Origin of the sequence: Knoellia koreensis (assembly GCF_013041615.1) — a bacterium.
Classification (GTDB): domain Bacteria; phylum Actinomycetota; class Actinomycetes; order Actinomycetales; family Dermatophilaceae; genus Pedococcus; species Pedococcus koreensis.
This window is the reverse complement of sequence record NZ_JABEPQ010000001.1, coordinates 1,506,001-1,521,064: the sequence shown is the minus strand read 5'-3', so window position 1 is coordinate 1,521,064 and position 15,064 is coordinate 1,506,001. Positions and strand designations below refer to the sequence as shown.

Sequence of the window (15,064 nt, the reverse complement as noted above, 5' to 3'; positions counted from 1 at the left end):
CTCAGCCCAGCAGCCGCAGCGCCGCGGCGACCATCGGCGCGATCTCGTGCGCACTTTCGGGTGGCAGGGCGTCGACCGGCCACCACGCCACGTCGAGCGACTCGTCGCTCACGGCGAACGCGGCGTCGTCGGGGACGACCGCGGCATACCGGATGTCGAGGTGCTCCTCGCACCGGCCGAAGCCGGCCGCCAGCAGCCGGTGCCGGTGCAGCTCGACGATGCGCGGGTCGAGCACGAGGTCGGCCAGGCCGCTCTCCTCGCGTGCCTCGCGCGTGGCCGCCGCGTGCACGCTGCGGTCCTCGGGCTCGAAGTGACCACCGAACTGCAGCCACATCCCGGCCTTGGCGTGCAGGGTCAGCAGGACCTGGTCGAGTGACTGGTTGAGGACGATCGCCCCGGCCGTGAGGTGCTGGGGCGGGCCCTGCTTCCACATGGCGCCGGGGTGGACCTCCAGGTGGGCGAGCAGCTCGCGCCGCCACTGCTCCTGCTGGTCGTCGAACGCGTCCCACGCGCGCAGCGTCGCCATCGCGTCGTCGCGCAGGGCCAGGTATGCCGCGGGCACGCCAGCCTGCGCGTCCGGCTCCGCGGACGCGGTGGCGGGGTCGGTCACTGGTCGCCCTCGCGCAGGATCTGGTCGAGCGCGGCGTCGAGGTCGGCGTCGGAGCCGTCGGTGGAGCCGACCTTCTCGACGTAGCCGAGCGGGTCGTCCAGGTCTGCGGCGGTCGGTGCGACGTCCGGGTGCCCCCACGCGCCGTCGCGGCCGGTGATGCCGTGCTTGGCCTCCAGCGCCGCCCACAGGTTGGCGGCGTCACGCAGCCGGCGCGGGCGCAGCTCGAGGCCGACCAGGCCGGAGAACACCTTCTCGGCCGGACCGCCGGTGGCCCGGCGGCGGCGCACCGCCTCGGCGAGAGCGGCCGCCTGCGGCAGGTGCTGTCGGGTGGCGCGCTCGGCGACGACGTCGACCCAGCCCTCGACGAGGGCGAGGTAGGTCTCGAGCCGGGCCAGCGCGGCCCGCTGCGCGGGGCTGGGGTCGGGCCGGAACAGCTGGTCCTGCAGCGCGGACTGCAGGGCGCTCGCGTCGCTGGGGTCGACCGACTGCAGGGCCGTCTCGATGCGGTCGGTGTCGATGGTGATGTCGCGGGCGTAGTCCCGCACGGCCGTCACCAGCTGGGGACCGATCCACGGCACCCGCGCGAAGAGCCGCACCCGGGCGGCCTCGCGGACCGCGAGGTAGAGCCGCACCTGGTCCAGGTCGACGCCAAGTCCCTCGGCGAAGGCGGCGACGTTGGCCGGCAACAGCGCCACCGACCGGTCGGACACCAGCGGCAGACCGACCTCGGTGCCGCTGACGGTCTCGGCGGCCAGCGCCCCCACGGCCTGCCCGACCTGGAGCCCGAACATCGAGCCGCTCATCTTCGCCAGCATCGGCTCCATCTGGCCGAGCATCGCGGCCGGGTCCATCCCCGGCGGCAGCAGGCCCTCGGGAACCGCGCCCTCGGGCAGGTCGCCGAGCTCGCCGATCTGGGCGCGCATCGCGGTCGAGACCGCACGGCCGACCCCCTCGGCCACCGGTTCCACGAGCTGGCGCCACATCGGCATGGTCTCCTCGACCCACTCGGCGCGGCTCCAGGCGTGGGTGCTGATGCCGGGGGCGGAGAAGGCGGTTACGTCGTCGAGCCACAGCTCGGCCACCTGGGCGGCGGTGTCGAGCTGGCGTCGCTCGGCCTCGCTCACGAGGGCGTCGCCGCCGGCGGCCACGGTCTTGCGGGCGGTGTCGGTCGCCAGCGCCACGTTGAACGCCTCGTCGGACGGGCCGCCGGCGAACATCGCCTGCACCTGGCCGGCCATCATCGACAGCATGGCGGGGTCGACCTGGTCGACGCCCATGTCCTTGAGGGCCTTGACCATCTGCGGGTCGAGCTGCTGGCCGCCGGTCAGCTGGCGCAGCACCTGCTCGAGCTCGGGTGGCAGGCCCGTGCCGTCGTCATCGCCCGGCTGGTCGGGCGACTGGGGCAGGTCGGGGTGGTCGGGCACAACAGCTCCTGGTGGCTCCTGAGAGGATGACGTCCACCCAGACAACCACGCGGAGGCCGAAGTGAGTTCCCCTGCGCGCGCCCCCAAGGGCGCCGTTCGCTCGCGGCGTAGCGCCGTCGACGTCGCCGTGGTGGCGAACGGCGACGCCGCGAGCCGGGCGGTGCTGCGCGCGCTGGCCTCTGCGTCCACCCGGTCCGCACCCATCCGACCTGCATCGACCCGTGGCACGGACCGGCCGGCTCCCGCCCCGATCGGCAGCGTCCGCGCCATCGGGCTCGAGCCACCGGGAGTCGAGGGTGTCGAGTTCAGCCGCTGCGACCCGGCCGACCCGGCACTGGCGCAGGCCCTGCGCGGAGCCGACGTCGCGGCATACGTCGCCGTCAGCACCGATCTGGCGGCCGACCTGGCCCTCGGCACCCGCGCCCGCCGCGAGCGCAGCCTGCGCCGGGCCCAGACCGTCGTGACGGCTGCCGCGGCAGCCGGGGTGCGGCACCTGGTCGTCGTGACGAGCGCGCAGGTCTACGGCGCCGAGGCGGACAACCCCGTGCCGCTGCCCGACGACGCGCCGCTGCGCGCGCCCAGCGACGGCGGCCAGGTCGGCGACCTCATGGACGTCGAGCAGCTCGTCGCCGTCGCGCGTGACGTCCACCCCGGCCTGCGCCTGTCCGTGGTGCGCCCGGCGGCCCTCGTGGGGGAGGGCGTCGACACGGTCCTCACCCGGCACTTCGAGGCACCCCGGCTGCTCACCGTCCGGGGCGCCGCGCCGGCCTGGCAGTTCTGCCACGTCGACGACCTCGGCACCGCCGTTGCGCTCGTCGTGGCGACCGGCATGGAAGGTGTCGTCCCGGTCGGAGCGCCGGGCCACCTCACCCACGCCGAGCTCGAGCGGCTCACCGGGATGCGGCCGGTGTCGCTGAGCCTGTCCTCGGCCATGGGAACCGCCGACCGGCTCCACCGCGTTGGGATGCTGCCGGCACCCGCCAGCGACCTCACCTTCGTCGTCTTCCCCTGGGCCGTGTCCTCGCAGCGGCTGCTCGAGGCCGGGTGGGAACCGGTGCACGACAACGAGACCTGCCTCGGCGTCCTGCTCGGGACCATCGCAGGATCACACGCGGTCGCAGCCCGCCGGCTCGACCGCAAGGACGCCGCCCTCGGGGCGGCCAGCGCCGCCGTCGCCCTCGTGGGCACGGCGGCAATCGTGCGGCGCCGCCGCAGGAAGGCCTGAAAGCGATGTCGGACCGTTCGACCCAGCTCACCGACCCCGCCGAGGTCGTGCTCGCCGATATCCGCGAGGCGCCCCTGTCGGTCGACGAGGCGCTCGCGGCCGTGCAGCACCCGCGGTGTGGCGCGGTGTCCCTCTTCGTGGGTGTCGTGCGCGACCACGACCACGGCGAGGAGGTGGCCGGCCTGGACTACTCCGCGCACCCGAGCGCCGCGGACGAGCTGGCGCGGGTATGCCGTGAGGTCGCCACGCGGCATACCGTCGCCAAGGTGGCCGCCGTCCACCGCAGCGGGCGGCTCAAGGTCGGGGACCTCGCCGTGGTGGCCGCCGTCTCGGCGCCGCACCGCGCGCAGGCGATCGAGGCCTGCCGCGACCTCATCGACACGCTCAAGGCGACCGTGCCGATCTGGAAGCACCAGGAGTTCACCGACGGCACCGACGAGTGGGTGGGGCTGCCCTGATGAGCCAGCACGACTCCGCGCCCGACCACTGGGGGCCGGGCCCGGTCGAGGGTGATCCCTACCGCCTCGGCCGACGTTCGGTCGCCACCCTCGTTGGTGGCTTCCTCGTCATCGCGTTCGCGGCCCTGTCGACGATGGTCGGCCTGCCCTACATCGTCCTCAAGCCGGGCCCCGTCACCAACACGTTGGGCAAGCTCGACGACAAGCAGCTGATCACCGTGTCAGGGGCCAAGACGTACCCGACCGATGGCGCGCTCGACTTCACCACCGTGCGCGTCGCCGGCGGGCCCGGGCTCAAGGTCACCGTCTGGGACCTGCTGCACGCGGCGATCAGCCGGAGCGAGGAGATCGAGCCGGAGGAGGCGTACTTCCCCAAGGGCGTCACCAGCAAGCAGGTGCAGGAGGAGAACGCCGCCGAGATGGTCGACTCCCAGCAGGAGGCGATTGCCGTGGCACTCAAGGCCGTTGGGGCCGACGTGAAGTCGCACATCGTCGTCGGCCAGGTCACCAAGGACAGCCCGAACCAGTCGCTCCTCAAGGCGGGCGACCGGATCGACACCATCGACGGGAAGCCGGTCGCGAACACCGAGGCCGTCCGCACCGCCATCGGCAAGCACAAGCCGGGCGAGAAGGTCCGGCTCGGGCTCGTCCGCGACGGCAAGCCCGTCACGGTCGAGGCGGCGACCAAGGAGAACCAGGGTCGCACCACGATCGGGGTCTTCCTCGGGTTGACCTTCGACTTCCCCTACAAGGTCACCATCGACGCCGGTGACGTCGGAGGCCCTTCTGCCGGAACGATGTTCGCGCTCGGGCTCTACGACACCCTCACCCCGGGCGCCCTCACCGGCGGGCAGAAGATCGCCGGCACCGGGACCATCGACTACACCGGCGCGGTGGGCCCGATCGGCGGCATCCGGCAGAAGCTCGTGGGTGCGCGCGACGGGGGAGCGAAGTGGTTCCTCGCCCCGGCCGACAACTGCTCCGAGGTCGTCGGCCACGTGCCGGACGGGCTCAAGGTGGTGCGGATCGCGACCTTCGACGAGGCCAGGTCGTCGGTCGAGTCGATCGCCGCCGGCAAGGGTGGATCGCTGCCGACCTGCACCCGCTGAGGCGACCGCCGCGCTAGTCCTGCAGGGTCGCCCGCAGGGCGTGCACCAGACCGGGCGCGATGTCCTCACCCGCCGCGACCTGGTCGTCGCTGTCGTGGGCGCGCTGGCGCAGCAGGCACCGCGCCTGGCCGTCGCGGGTGACGGCGACCAGCAGCCGCACGTCCTGCCGCTGCGGATGGTTGGCCAGGGCCTCGACGGCCTTCTCCGGGTCGTCGGGCAGGTCGCTGTCGGCGCCCGGTGGCACCACGATCCGCTCGATCGCCAGCGCCGCGCCGACGACGGCCTCGGGCCAGCTGATGCCGCCGAGGAGAGACTCGAGGTTAGACGTGGGGGGCAGGTTGTCCTGCTCGATCGCGCTCAGCGCGCCCTCGGCGAGGTCGGAGCCGTGCAGACCCGGCCGCAGGTGCGGCTCGCGGGCGACGAGATCGGCGGTCGGCACGAGCGCGAACAGCCGCGGGTTCTGCTCCCACCCGCCGGCCGCGACGTGGCGTTCGGTGTCGAGGGCGGCGATCGAGAGGGGGTCGGTGACCTGGCGGCGTTCGGGGGTCTGCGATGTCACGCGCCCCATGGTGCCGTATGCCGCGTGCCCACCACCCGGCATACCCGCGCCGGGTCGGCGTCGGCGGGACCTCGGCGGCGGGAACCACAGGGGCGGTCGGTAAGTTGGACCCCCTACCAGCGGGTGGCGAAGGCATCCGCGCGGCAGATCGGGCACGGCGTGAGTTCTTCTGAGTGGTTCGGTCCCGGCGAGCGCCCGGGCGAGGGCGGCCGGCCGGGGCGGCCCGCGCAGCCCGGTGGCTCCGGGGGTGCCGGCGGTCGCCGCCCGCCGAACCTCTCCTTCGGACGTCGCCGCGGACCGCTCGCGCCGACCATCGCGATCCTCATCGTGCTGGGCTTCCTCGTCACGATCTTCGCCTCGCTGTGGACCGAGGTCCTGTGGTTCGGCTCCGTCGGCTACACCGACGTCTTCACCAAGCAGCTGTGGACCAAGGTGCTGCTGTTCGTCGTCGGTTTCGTGGTCACCGCAGCGCTGGTCGGCTCGAGCCTGGTCATCGGGTGGCGCACCCGGCCGATCTACGCGCCCGTGACGGCCCAGCAGCAGAACCTCGACCAGTACCGCGAGGCGATCGAGCCGCTGCGCAAGATCGCCATGGTCGCGATCCCCGGCGTCCTCGGCCTGCTCGCCGGGGCGGGCGCGGCTGGACAGTGGAAGACATTCCTGTTGTGGCGCAACGGAGTTCCGTTCGGCACCAAGGACCCGCAGTTCAAGATGGACATCTCGTTCTTCGTCTTCACGCTGCCGTGGATCCGGTTCGTGCTGGGCTTCCTCACGATGGCGCTCGTCATGGCGTTGGTGGCCGCGGCGTTCACCCACTACGTCTACGGCGGTCTGCAGATCCAGAACCGTGGCGAGCGGACGACGCGTGCGGCGCGCACCCACCTCGCGGTGCTCGCGGCGGCCCTCGTCCTCGTCCGCGCCGCGACCTACTGGTTCGACCGCTACTCCCTGGCCACGTCCGCCAACTCCGGACCGGTGGAGACGGGAATCAACTACACCGCGGCCAACGCAGTGCTCCCGACCAAGGTGATCCTCGCGGTGGCCGCGATCATGACCGCCGGGCTGTTCATCGCGGCCATCTGGACCCGGTCGTGGCGGCTGCCCGTCATCGGCCTCGGCCTGCTCGTCGTCACCTCGGTCGTGGTTGGCAGCATCTACCCCGCACTGGTGCAGCGCTTCCAGGTCAAGCCGTCGGAGAAGTCGCTCGAGCAGCCCTACCTGCAGCGCAACATCGACGCCACGCGCAAGGCCTACGCCATCGACAAGGTGGAGGTGCAGCCCTACACGGCGACGACGGAGGCGAGCCCCGGCCAGCTACGCGACGACGCCGAGACCGTGCCGGGCATACGCCTCGTCGACCCCAACGTCGTGTCGCCGACGTTCAAGCAGCTGCAGTCGGTGCGCAACTACTACGCCTTCCCCGACTCTCTCGACGTCGACCGCTACACCGTCGACGGCCAGACGCGCGACACCGTGGTCGCGGTGCGCGAGCTCGACCTTGCCGGTGTGCCGGAGCAGCAGCGCAACTGGCTGAACGACCACACCGTCTACACGCACGGCTTCGGCATGGTCGCGGCATACGGCAACCAGCGCACGGCCGACGGTGAGCCGGTCTTCTACGCCCAGAACATCCCCCAGTCCGGCAAGCTGCCGAAGTTCGAGCCACGCATCTACTTCGGTGAGGAGTCGCCGCAGTACTCCATCGTCGGTGGCCCGTCCGGTGCGGCGCCGCGGGAGTTCGACTACCCGAGCGAGGGTGGCCAGGAGAACAACACCTATGCCGGCAGCGGCGGTGTCGACGTGGGCTCGTTCCCGCGCAAGGTGGCCTACGCGCTGAAGTACCGCGAGCTGAACTTCCTGCTCTCCAACGCAGTCAACGGGGACAGCAAGATCCTCGACCACCGCCAGCCGCTCGAGCGCGTCGAGCGGGTGGCCCCGTGGCTCACGACCGACGGCAACCCCTACCCGGCGGTCGTCGACGGACGCGTGCAGTGGATCGTCGACGGCTACACGACGACGGCCGACTACCCGTACTCGAGCCTGACCGAGATCGACAACGCCACGTCCGACTCGGTGACGGCCCGGTCGAGCGCCGTGCGCGCCATCGGCAGCGGCAAGGTCAACTACATCCGCAACTCGGTCAAGGCGACGGTCGACGCCTACGACGGCACCGTCAAGCTCTACGCCTGGGACGCGAACGACCCGCTGCTCAAGGCCTGGAACAAGGCCTTCGACGGCACCGTCCGCCCGATGAGCGAGATCGACGCCGACCTCATGTCGCACCTGCGCTACCCCGAGGACCTGTTCAAGGTGCAGCGCCAGCTGCTCACCCGGTTCCACGTGACCGACGCGGACTCCTTCTACGGCGGCCAGGACTTCTGGGAGGTGCCGGAGGACCCGTCCGCGGACAACCCCGTGGACCAACCGCCCTACTACCTGACCCTCAAGCTGCCGGAGCAGGAGAGCGCCAAGTTCTCGCTGACGACGACGTTCAAGCCGCGTGGTGACCGGCAGGTGCTGACCGGGTTCCTCGCCGTCGACGCCGACGCGGGCAAGACGGCCGGCAAGCCCGACGCCGACTACGGCACCATGCGTCTGCTCGCCCTGCCCAAGGACACCCAGGTGCGTGGCCCCGGGCAGGTGCAGAACGACATCAACTCCTCCAACCAGACCTCGCCGGCGTTCAGCCTGACCTTGAGCCAGTTCCTCAACAACGCCCGGCAGCAGGGATCCAACGTGACCCTTGGCAACCTGCTGACCCTTCCGGTCGGTGGCGGTCTGCTCTACGTGCAGCCGATCTACGTTGCAGCACAAGGGACTTCGGCGTTCCCGCTGTTGCGGGCGACCGTGGTCGCGTTCGGTGACAAGCTCGCCTGGTCGGACACCCTCGACGGGGCGCTCGACGGGCTCTTCGGTGGCAACTCCGGCGCCACTGCAGGGGATTCGGGCACTGGCGGTGGCGGTGACGGCGGGACGACCCCGCCGACGACACCCACCACGCCCACGACGCCCCCGAGTGGGGCGACGGACCCGGCGGCGCTCGCCAAGGCGCTCACCGACATCCAGGCCGCCTACGACGAGGGGCAGAAGGCGCTGCGTGACGGCGACTTCGCGGCATACGGCGCAGCTCAGAAGAAGCTCGACGACGCCATCAAGCGCGCGGTCGCGGCCTCGCCCAAGGGCGGCACCGCGACGGTGAAGCCGACCCCGACCCCGACCGGCACCGCGACGAGCACGCCCTGACGAGCGCGCGAGTCGGTATGCCGCGTGGCCGATTTGGTCGCGCCGGGGAACGTCACGTAAAGTAGGGGTTACCGACGCGGGGTGGAGCAGCTCGGTAGCTCGCCGGGCTCATAACCCGGAGGTCGCAGGTTCAAATCCTGCCCCCGCTACCAACGCGTCAACGACGAAGGCCCGGACCACACGGTCCGGGCCTTCGTCGTGCTGGGACACGGGGGTGTGGCAGCGTCTCGGCGGGGAGTGGGGTCTGACACCCTTGGCCCCATGTCAGCGGTCGGTCCCCGGGGGAGCAGCGCTCGGAAGGGCATGCGCTCCAGGGCAGGTTCGCCCGCGGCATACCTGCGCGACCGCGCCGACGTGCGGCACGCGGTCCGCGTGGCCCTCGGCCTGCTCGTGCCCGGCCTCGGCCTCATTGCCGTCGGCCGGCCCGAGCTCATGCTCTACGTCGTCTTCGGCTCGTTCACCGGCATGTACGGGCGGCTCGAGCCGTGGAAGGACCGGCTGCGCCACCAGTTCCACGGCGCGGGCATGATCGTGACCGGTGTCGCGACGGGCGTCGCGCTGGCGCACAACCGCGCGTCGGCGGCCACGGTCGTCGTCTGCGTCACTGCCTTCGCCACCATCGCCTCGGTCGTCACCGACTGGTTGCGGCTGCGACCCGGCGGCCCGTTCTTCGGCATCTTCGCGCTCGGCGCCACGGCCACGGTCGGCGCCGACCTCGTGTCGTGGTGGCACGCGGTTGCCCTGTGCGCGGGCACCGCCGCGTTCGCCATGCTGCTCGGGGTCGTCGTGTCCGTCACGCGCGGCGGCGGTGGGCCGGCGTCGTCCCCGCGGACGTGGGCCGGGTCGGCGCGCAGCCGGGTGACCCAGCGGCCGGCGTCGTGGCGCCGTGGCCTCCCAGCCGGGTCGGGGACACACGCGTTCCGGTATGCCGTCGCGACGGCCGGTGCGGGCCTCGCCGGGCTGCTCCTCGGCGTCGACCACGCCAATTGGGCGATGGCGTCGGCCGCGGTGCCGCTGGCGGTCGTCGTCGGCGGGGAGCGGCTCGAGCTGCGGGCGGTGCTGCACCGCGCCCTGCACCGGTTGACGGGGACGGCAGCCGGGCTGGTCGTGACCGCGGTGCTGTTGTGGCCGCGACCGGGTGCGGTCGTCCTGGCCGTGGCCGTGATGGTGCTGCTGTTTCCCACCGAGCTGTTCATGAGCCGGCACTACGGCGTGGCCCTGGGGTTCTTCACGCCCGTCATCATGATCATGACCGAGCTGGCCGAACCCACGTCACCGTTGACGATGATCGTCGCGCGCGGCGTCGACACGGCGATCGGCGTCGCCGCGGGTGTGGCGTCGGCGGCGTTGATCCCGGGCCGCGTCAAAGGGCAGGCGCAGGCCGGCCCCGGACCGCGCTGAGTGCGCGACCCGGGGCCGGGACTGCTTGGTCCGGCTGCTGCTACTGGGTGAAGAGCTTCAGCGCGGACTTGAGGGTGTTGTAGAGCCCGTAGGCCAACGGAATCACCGGGACCAGCCAGGCGAGGACGATGCGCGCCGTCGGCGTGGTGGTCGTGGTGGTGGATTCACTCATGGGTTCGTCCTTTGCCGTCAGGGTGTCACTTGGCGGGGACCGTGTCGGGGTCGGCCGAGTTGTCGTCGTCGATGAAGTGGTGCTCGACCTTCTCGTGGAAGCGCGAGTCGACCGGGCGGATCAGCAGGTTGGCGATGAACCCGACGGCCAGGACGCCGACCATGATGAACAGCGCCGGGCGGTAGTCGCCGGCCACCAGCTTGCCGGGCTCGCCGCGCGAGTCGAGCACCCGGTTGATGATGAGCGGGCCGGCGACGCCCGCCGCCGACCACGCGGTCAGCAGTCGGCCGTGGATCGCGCCCACCTGGTAGGTGCCGAACAGGTCGCGCAGGTAGGCCGGCACGGTGGAGAAGCCGCCGCCGTAGAACGAGATGATCACCGCGCACAGCAGGACGAACACCGCGGTGTGGGTCGAGCCGAGCAGTGCGAGCAGCACGTAGCAGACGATCCCCACACCGAGGTACATGATGTAGTTGTTCTTGCGGCCCAGGTAGTCCGACGTGGTCGACCAGACGAACCGGCCCGCCATGTTGAACAGCGACAGCACGCCGACGAAGCCGGCGGCGGCTGCCTTCGACACCTCTGAGGTGTCCCCGTTGCGGAAGAAGTCCTGGATCATCGGCGCGGCCTGCTCGAGGATGCCGATACCCGCGGTGACGTTGCAGAACAGCACGATCCACAGCAGGTAGAACTGCGGCGTCCGGATGGCGTTGTTGGCCGAGACGTTGTTGGTCGTCACCATGGCCTTCTGCTTGACCGTGGAGGGGTCGAAGCCGTCGGGCTTCCAGCCGTCGGCGGGGACGCGGATGGTGAAGACGCCGAACATCATGACGATGAAGTAGACGATCGCCAGGGTGATGAACAGCTTGGCCACGGCGCTGCCGGGCACGGTGCTGGTGGCGAGGGAGGCCTTGTCGAGGCCGGAGTAGCGGGCCAGCAGCTCGCTGGACAGCGGCGACGCGACGAGCGCACCGCCACCGAAGCCCATGATGGCCATGCCGGTGGCCAGACCCGGGCGGTCCGGGAACCACTTGATCAGGGTCGACACGGGCGAGATGTACCCGATGCCGAGCCCGATGCCGCCGATGACGCCATAGCCGAGGTAGACCAGCCACAGCTGCTTGCTCGAGATGCCGACGGAGGCGACGAGGAAGCCGGCCGCCCAGCAGCAGGCCGCGGTGAACATGGCGCGTCGGGGGCCGCCGGTGTCGACCCAGGTGCCGAACACCGCGGCCGAGACGCCGAGCATGACGATGGCGATCGAGAAGATGATGCCGATCGACGTCAGGCTCGTGTTGAAGTGCTGGACCAGCGCCGCCTTGTACACGCTCGTGGCGTAGGCCTGGCCGATGCAGATGTGGACCGCGAGGGCGGCCGGCGGGATGAGCCAGCGGCTGTAGCCGGGTGGGGCCACGGTGTGCTTGCGGTCGAGGAACGAGAGTGCAGCCATGCACGCCTCCTTGGGTGCGGTGTGGCGATGACGTCCGCGCAGGTGGGCCCGTGGGCGAGACGTGGTCCAGCCGTGCGTCGCAGGCGACCAAGTCTAGGTGTCAGGCCGTCATCACACCCGTCGGCCGGGCCAGGGGTGAGGCGGCCCGCCACCGGGTCCTGGCGGTGGTCCGGTCGGCACGGGCTGCGTGCACCCTAGGGGTGGTGGGTGATAGTCAGCCAAGAGAAAATGTCTATCGCTTGACAACTACCGTCAATCACCCGCGCAGGCTCGCGACGGCCGGCCTAGCGGTCGGCGGAGGGGTCGGCGGCGGGCTCGGCCGGCTCCAGCTCGGCGAGGAGACGCCGCATCGCGGTCCCGAGCTGCCGGTCGAGGTCGAGCCCCTGCGCGGTCTCCACGAGCGCGCTCGTCAGCAGAGACTCCCGCCCCCGGCCGGCGAGCACCAGCCCGACATGGCGGGCCCGCCGGGGTCGGGGCAGCCGCAGCACCATGGCTCCCGGCGGGGGGCCGAAGCTCTTGATCCACGAGAACGGAGCGATGGTCGACAGCTTCATGACGGCGAGGTGGGCGTACATGGCCGAGACGGTGTCGGTCTCGACGACGGGCGTGACGCTGAGCCCGTGGTCGGCGAAGTAGCCGTCGATGATGCGCCGGTTCTGCATCGACGGCACGAGCAGGCACAGCGGGGTGTCCGCGGCCTCGGGCCACGTCACCGAGGTCCGGCCGGCGAACGCGCCATCGACCGGGGTCAGGAACACGTACCGCTCCCGGTAGAGGGGGATGACGCGCACCCGGCCGAGGGGCTCGCCGTCGACGTAGGTGAGGCCCACGTCGATGTCGAAGTCGTTGAGCTTGGCCACGATCTCGCGCGACGTCAGGGACTCGATCGAGAACCGCACCAGCTCGTGGGCGGCGCGCAGCGGTGTGGTCAGCTGGGCGGCGATGCCGAGCGCCGTCGGGATGGCACCGATGCGCAGCGTGCCGGTGAGCCCGGTGCGCATGGAGGTCAGCGTCTGCTGCAGCGCCTCCTGGTCGGCGACCACCCGTTGCGCCCACCGCAGCACCTCGAGCCCCTCGGGGGTGAAGCCCTCGAACCGCTGCCCCCGCAGCACCACCTGCACCCCGAGCTCGGACTCGAGCTTGCGGATGCCGGCCGACAGCGCCGGCTGAGAGACGTGGCAGGCCTCGGCAGCACGGGCGAAGTGCCCCTCACGTGACAGTGCCACCAAGTACTCGAGCTGGCGCACAAGCATGCGAGATGTCTATCGCACCTGCGTCCCGGGCGTTTGCGGTCGCCTTGTCGCGGGCATGGGGCTGAGGACGTCGAGGTCGGAGGAGGGTTGTCGTGGCCACAGTCCGTCGCCACTGCGCTGCGCCACGGGATGCGGTCTGGGCGGTGCTCGCCGACCCGTGGTTGTACCCCAGCTGGGTCGTCGGCGCGTCCCGGATCCGCACCGTTGAGGGCCGTTGGCCCGACGTCGACGCGGTCATCCACCACTCGGTGGGGGTCTGGCCGCTGCTGCTCAACGACACCACGAGTGTCGTCGAGTCCAACCCCGGCACCCGGCTCGGGCTGCGCGCCCGGGGCTGGCCGCTCGGTGAGGCCGATGTCGTCGTGAACCTCGAAGACGATGCCGGCGGCTGCCTCGTCACCATGCGTGAATGGGCGGTGCGCGGTCCCGGGACCCTCGTGCCCGCGCCCGTGTTCGAGCCGGTGGTGCACTGGCGCAACGTCGAGTCGCTGCGCCGGCTGGCCCTCATCGCCGAGGGCCGTTCCTGAGCGCGGCGTCAGGCCACCGGGCCGGGCGTCATGCTCACTCCTCGAGTGACTCCTGCGCGCGCTCGAGGCTGTCCAGACCGGTCGTGTAGTCGGTGCTCTCGGCGGACTCGGTGGGGTCGATGTCCTCGTCGTCGCCGCCCTGGACCGAGGGGTCCGGCGGCGGGTTCTTCGCCAGCGCCTCCTGCTCGTGGGCGATGTCGGCCTTGCGGTCCTCGTCGGAGAGCACGGGCTCGCGTTCGTAGTTCGTGTCCGGGGTCATGCCTTCACGCTAGACCGGTCGTCGGCCGTTGGCAGGCCGAGTCGCGACGTCAGGGGGCCGCGGCTTTCGCCCGCGCTTCGGGTTTCGTTGACACGATGGGGTCATGGCCGACGCCGCCGCTCCACCGCGGCCCCTCATCCCCGAGGTGCCCCCGCGGCGCATCGTGGGCGTCGACGTGGCCCGCGCCCTCGCGCTCGTGGGAATGATGGCCACGCACATCGTCCCCGGCCGGGTGGGCAACGACGTCACCGTGGTCCAGCAGCTGGCCGGCGGGCGCGCGTCCGCGTTGTTCGCCGTGCTCGCGGGCGTGAGTGTCGCCCTCGTGACCGGCCGGGCGACGCCGCTGCGCGGTCGCGAGCGGTATGCCGCGTCGGTGCGCCTCGTCGTGCGGGCGCTGCTCGTGTTCGGGCTCGGGTTGCTGCTCGGCGCGCTCCCGACCTGGATCGCGGTGATCCTCAGCTACTACGGGGTGCTGTTCCTCCTCGCCCTGCCGTTCCTCGGGTTCGGCGCCCGGGCGCTGGCCGTGCTCGCCGCCGGCTGGGCACTCGTGGCGCCCGTGGTGTCCCAGCTGCTGCGCCCCCACCTGCTCGCCCACACGACCGGCAGCCCGTCACCCTCGGACCTGGCGCATCCCCTCGACCTCCTGAGCCAGCTGCTCTTCGTCGGCTACTACCCGGCCTTCACGTGGGTGGCCTACCTCCTGGCCGGCATGGCGCTCGGCCGGCTCGACCTGCGCCGTCGTGGCACCGACCTGGCCCTGCTGGTCGGGGGCTGCGCGCTGGCCGTGACCAGCACCGTCGCGTCGCGGATCCTCCTGTCCGGCAGCGGTGCCCGCACCGCCCTGGCCACCACCTACCCGGACGCGGCCAACCCTGACCCCACCCTCCTGTCCGACCCCGGCGCGCTGGACGCCACGCTCACCGAGGGCCTGCACGGCACGACCCCGACCGGTTCGTGGTGGTGGCTGGCCACGGTGGCGCCGCACTCCGGCACGCCGCTCGACCTGGCCCAGACCATCGGCAGCGCGCTCGCGGTCCTCGGGCTGTGCCTCCTGCTGACCCGCATCGGTCGCAACCTGTGGGCCGCCGTGTTCGGGGCGGGCGCCATGACCCTGACGCTCTACAGCCTGCACGTCGCGGTGATGGCGCAGGGCTACTGGCCGCACTGGGAGCGGCCGGAGGACTACCCCAAGCAGGTCGTCCTCGTGCTGGCCGTCGGTGCCTTCTTCGCCTTGGTGCCGCTCAAGGGACCGCTCGAGACCGTCGTGGCCCGGCTCGCTCAGGTGGCGGGTTCGGCCGTCGTCGGCCAGCCTTCAACTCGGGTGCCGGACCCATCGCAACAGGCCAGCCACCGCTGACCCATCCGTCGTCGCAC

14 protein-coding genes and 1 tRNA gene are annotated in these 15,064 nt (G+C 71.7%); 8 read left to right on the top strand and 7 right to left on the bottom strand.

Features of this window, described 5'->3' with window-relative positions:
* Position 1 precedes the first annotated feature (1 nt).
* Complete coding sequence (locus tag HJG52_RS07415; RefSeq protein WP_346767609.1) at positions 2-610, bottom strand: NUDIX hydrolase; 609 nt, start codon at positions 608-610, stop codon at positions 2-4.
* Positions 607-2,034 (bottom strand): zinc-dependent metalloprotease, encoded by a 1,428-nt coding sequence (locus HJG52_RS07410; RefSeq protein WP_346767608.1) that lies wholly within the window; start codon positions 2,032-2,034, stop codon positions 607-609. Before HJG52_RS07410 ends, HJG52_RS07415 begins: the two co-directional genes overlap by 4 nt.
* A gap of 61 nt (positions 2,035-2,095) precedes the next feature.
* Between HJG52_RS07410 and HJG52_RS07405 the strand changes: the two genes are divergently transcribed.
* The 3 genes from HJG52_RS07405 to HJG52_RS07395 are packed head-to-tail and all read left to right on the top strand — an operon-like array spanning position 2,096 to position 4,826.
* Positions 2,096-3,259, top strand: coding sequence for an NAD(P)H-binding protein (locus HJG52_RS07405; RefSeq protein WP_346767607.1), 1,164 nt, complete (start codon positions 2,096-2,098; stop codon positions 3,257-3,259).
* A 5-nt stretch (positions 3,260-3,264) separates the two neighbouring features.
* Entirely contained in the window at positions 3,265-3,717 is a 453-nt protein-coding gene (locus HJG52_RS07400) for a molybdenum cofactor biosynthesis protein MoaE (RefSeq protein ID WP_171242811.1), read from the top strand.
* Complete coding sequence (locus HJG52_RS07395) at positions 3,717-4,826, top strand: YlbL family protein (protein ID WP_171242810.1); 1,110 nt, start codon at positions 3,717-3,719, stop codon at positions 4,824-4,826. Before HJG52_RS07400 ends, HJG52_RS07395 begins: the two co-directional genes overlap by 1 nt.
* A 13-nt stretch (positions 4,827-4,839) precedes the next feature.
* On the opposite strand, the gene HJG52_RS07390 is transcribed toward HJG52_RS07395, so the two are convergent.
* Positions 4,840-5,394 (bottom strand): PPA1309 family protein, encoded by a 555-nt coding sequence (locus tag HJG52_RS07390; protein ID WP_171243140.1) that lies wholly within the window; start codon positions 5,392-5,394, stop codon positions 4,840-4,842.
* A gap of 150 nt (positions 5,395-5,544) precedes the next feature.
* On the opposite strand from HJG52_RS07390, the gene HJG52_RS07385 reads away from it, so the two are divergent.
* The 3 genes from HJG52_RS07385 (at position 5,545) to HJG52_RS07375 (ending at position 10,029) form a co-directional block, all read left to right on the top strand.
* On the top strand, positions 5,545-8,628 hold the full coding sequence (locus HJG52_RS07385) for a UPF0182 family protein (protein WP_171242809.1): 3,084 nt from the start codon (positions 5,545-5,547) through the stop codon (positions 8,626-8,628).
* A gap of 75 nt (positions 8,629-8,703) precedes the next feature.
* A tRNA-Met gene (locus HJG52_RS07380) sits at positions 8,704-8,780 on the top strand.
* Between the two features lie 109 nt (positions 8,781-8,889).
* On the top strand, positions 8,890-10,029 hold the full coding sequence (locus tag HJG52_RS07375; protein ID WP_240977192.1) for an FUSC family protein: 1,140 nt from the start codon (positions 8,890-8,892) through the stop codon (positions 10,027-10,029).
* Between the two features lie 40 nt (positions 10,030-10,069).
* Here HJG52_RS07375 and HJG52_RS21235 read toward each other — a convergent pair whose 3' ends face one another.
* From HJG52_RS21235 to HJG52_RS07360, 3 genes are all read right to left on the bottom strand, one after another.
* The gene (locus HJG52_RS21235) at positions 10,070-10,201 is read right to left on the bottom strand and encodes an MFS transporter small subunit (RefSeq protein WP_171242808.1); all 132 of its coding nucleotides are present in this window, start codon (positions 10,199-10,201) and stop codon (positions 10,070-10,072) included.
* Positions 10,202-10,226: 25 nt separating this feature from the next.
* The gene (locus tag HJG52_RS07365) at positions 10,227-11,651 is read right to left on the bottom strand and encodes an OFA family MFS transporter (RefSeq protein WP_171242807.1); all 1,425 of its coding nucleotides are present in this window, start codon (positions 11,649-11,651) and stop codon (positions 10,227-10,229) included.
* A 284-nt stretch (positions 11,652-11,935) separates the two neighbouring features.
* Positions 11,936-12,904, bottom strand: coding sequence for a LysR family transcriptional regulator (locus HJG52_RS07360; RefSeq protein ID WP_171242806.1), 969 nt, complete (start codon positions 12,902-12,904; stop codon positions 11,936-11,938).
* A gap of 92 nt (positions 12,905-12,996) precedes the next feature.
* Between HJG52_RS07360 and HJG52_RS07355 the strand changes: the two genes are divergently transcribed.
* Positions 12,997-13,431, top strand: a complete 435-nt coding sequence (locus tag HJG52_RS07355; RefSeq protein ID WP_171242805.1) for an SRPBCC family protein — start codon at positions 12,997-12,999, stop codon at positions 13,429-13,431.
* Positions 13,432-13,465: 34 nt separating this feature from the next.
* Here HJG52_RS07355 and HJG52_RS07350 read toward each other — a convergent pair whose 3' ends face one another.
* Positions 13,466-13,690, bottom strand: a complete 225-nt coding sequence (locus HJG52_RS07350) for a hypothetical protein (RefSeq protein WP_171242804.1) — start codon at positions 13,688-13,690, stop codon at positions 13,466-13,468.
* A 103-nt stretch (positions 13,691-13,793) separates the two neighbouring features.
* Between HJG52_RS07350 and HJG52_RS07345 the strand changes: the two genes are divergently transcribed.
* Complete coding sequence (locus HJG52_RS07345) at positions 13,794-15,047, top strand: heparan-alpha-glucosaminide N-acetyltransferase domain-containing protein (protein ID WP_171242803.1); 1,254 nt, start codon at positions 13,794-13,796, stop codon at positions 15,045-15,047.
* Positions 15,048-15,064: the final 17 nt, after the last annotated feature.

What these genes read in the sequence shown, in the direction of transcription:
- HJG52_RS07365 (WP_171242807.1), bottom strand. Translation starts at nt 11,651, where the DNA reads ATGGCTGCACTCTCGTTCCTCGACCGCAAGCACACCGTGGCCCCACCC.
- HJG52_RS07395 (WP_171242810.1), top strand. Translation starts at nt 3,717, where the DNA reads ATGAGCCAGCACGACTCCGCGCCCGACCACTGGGGGCCGGGCCCGGTC.
- HJG52_RS07390 (WP_171243140.1), bottom strand. Translation starts at nt 5,394, where the DNA reads ATGGGGCGCGTGACATCGCAGACCCCCGAACGCCGCCAGGTCACCGAC.
- HJG52_RS07350 (WP_171242804.1), bottom strand. Translation starts at nt 13,690, where the DNA reads ATGACCCCGGACACGAACTACGAACGCGAGCCCGTGCTCTCCGACGAG.
- HJG52_RS07400 (WP_171242811.1), top strand. Translation starts at nt 3,265, where the DNA reads ATGTCGGACCGTTCGACCCAGCTCACCGACCCCGCCGAGGTCGTGCTC.
- HJG52_RS07375 (WP_240977192.1), top strand. Translation starts at nt 8,890, where the DNA reads ATGTCAGCGGTCGGTCCCCGGGGGAGCAGCGCTCGGAAGGGCATGCGC.
- HJG52_RS07345 (WP_171242803.1), top strand. Translation starts at nt 13,794, where the DNA reads ATGGCCGACGCCGCCGCTCCACCGCGGCCCCTCATCCCCGAGGTGCCC.
- HJG52_RS07360 (WP_171242806.1), bottom strand. Translation starts at nt 12,904, where the DNA reads ATGCTTGTGCGCCAGCTCGAGTACTTGGTGGCACTGTCACGTGAGGGG.
- HJG52_RS21235 (WP_171242808.1), bottom strand. Translation starts at nt 10,201, where the DNA reads ATGAGTGAATCCACCACCACGACCACCACGCCGACGGCGCGCATCGTC.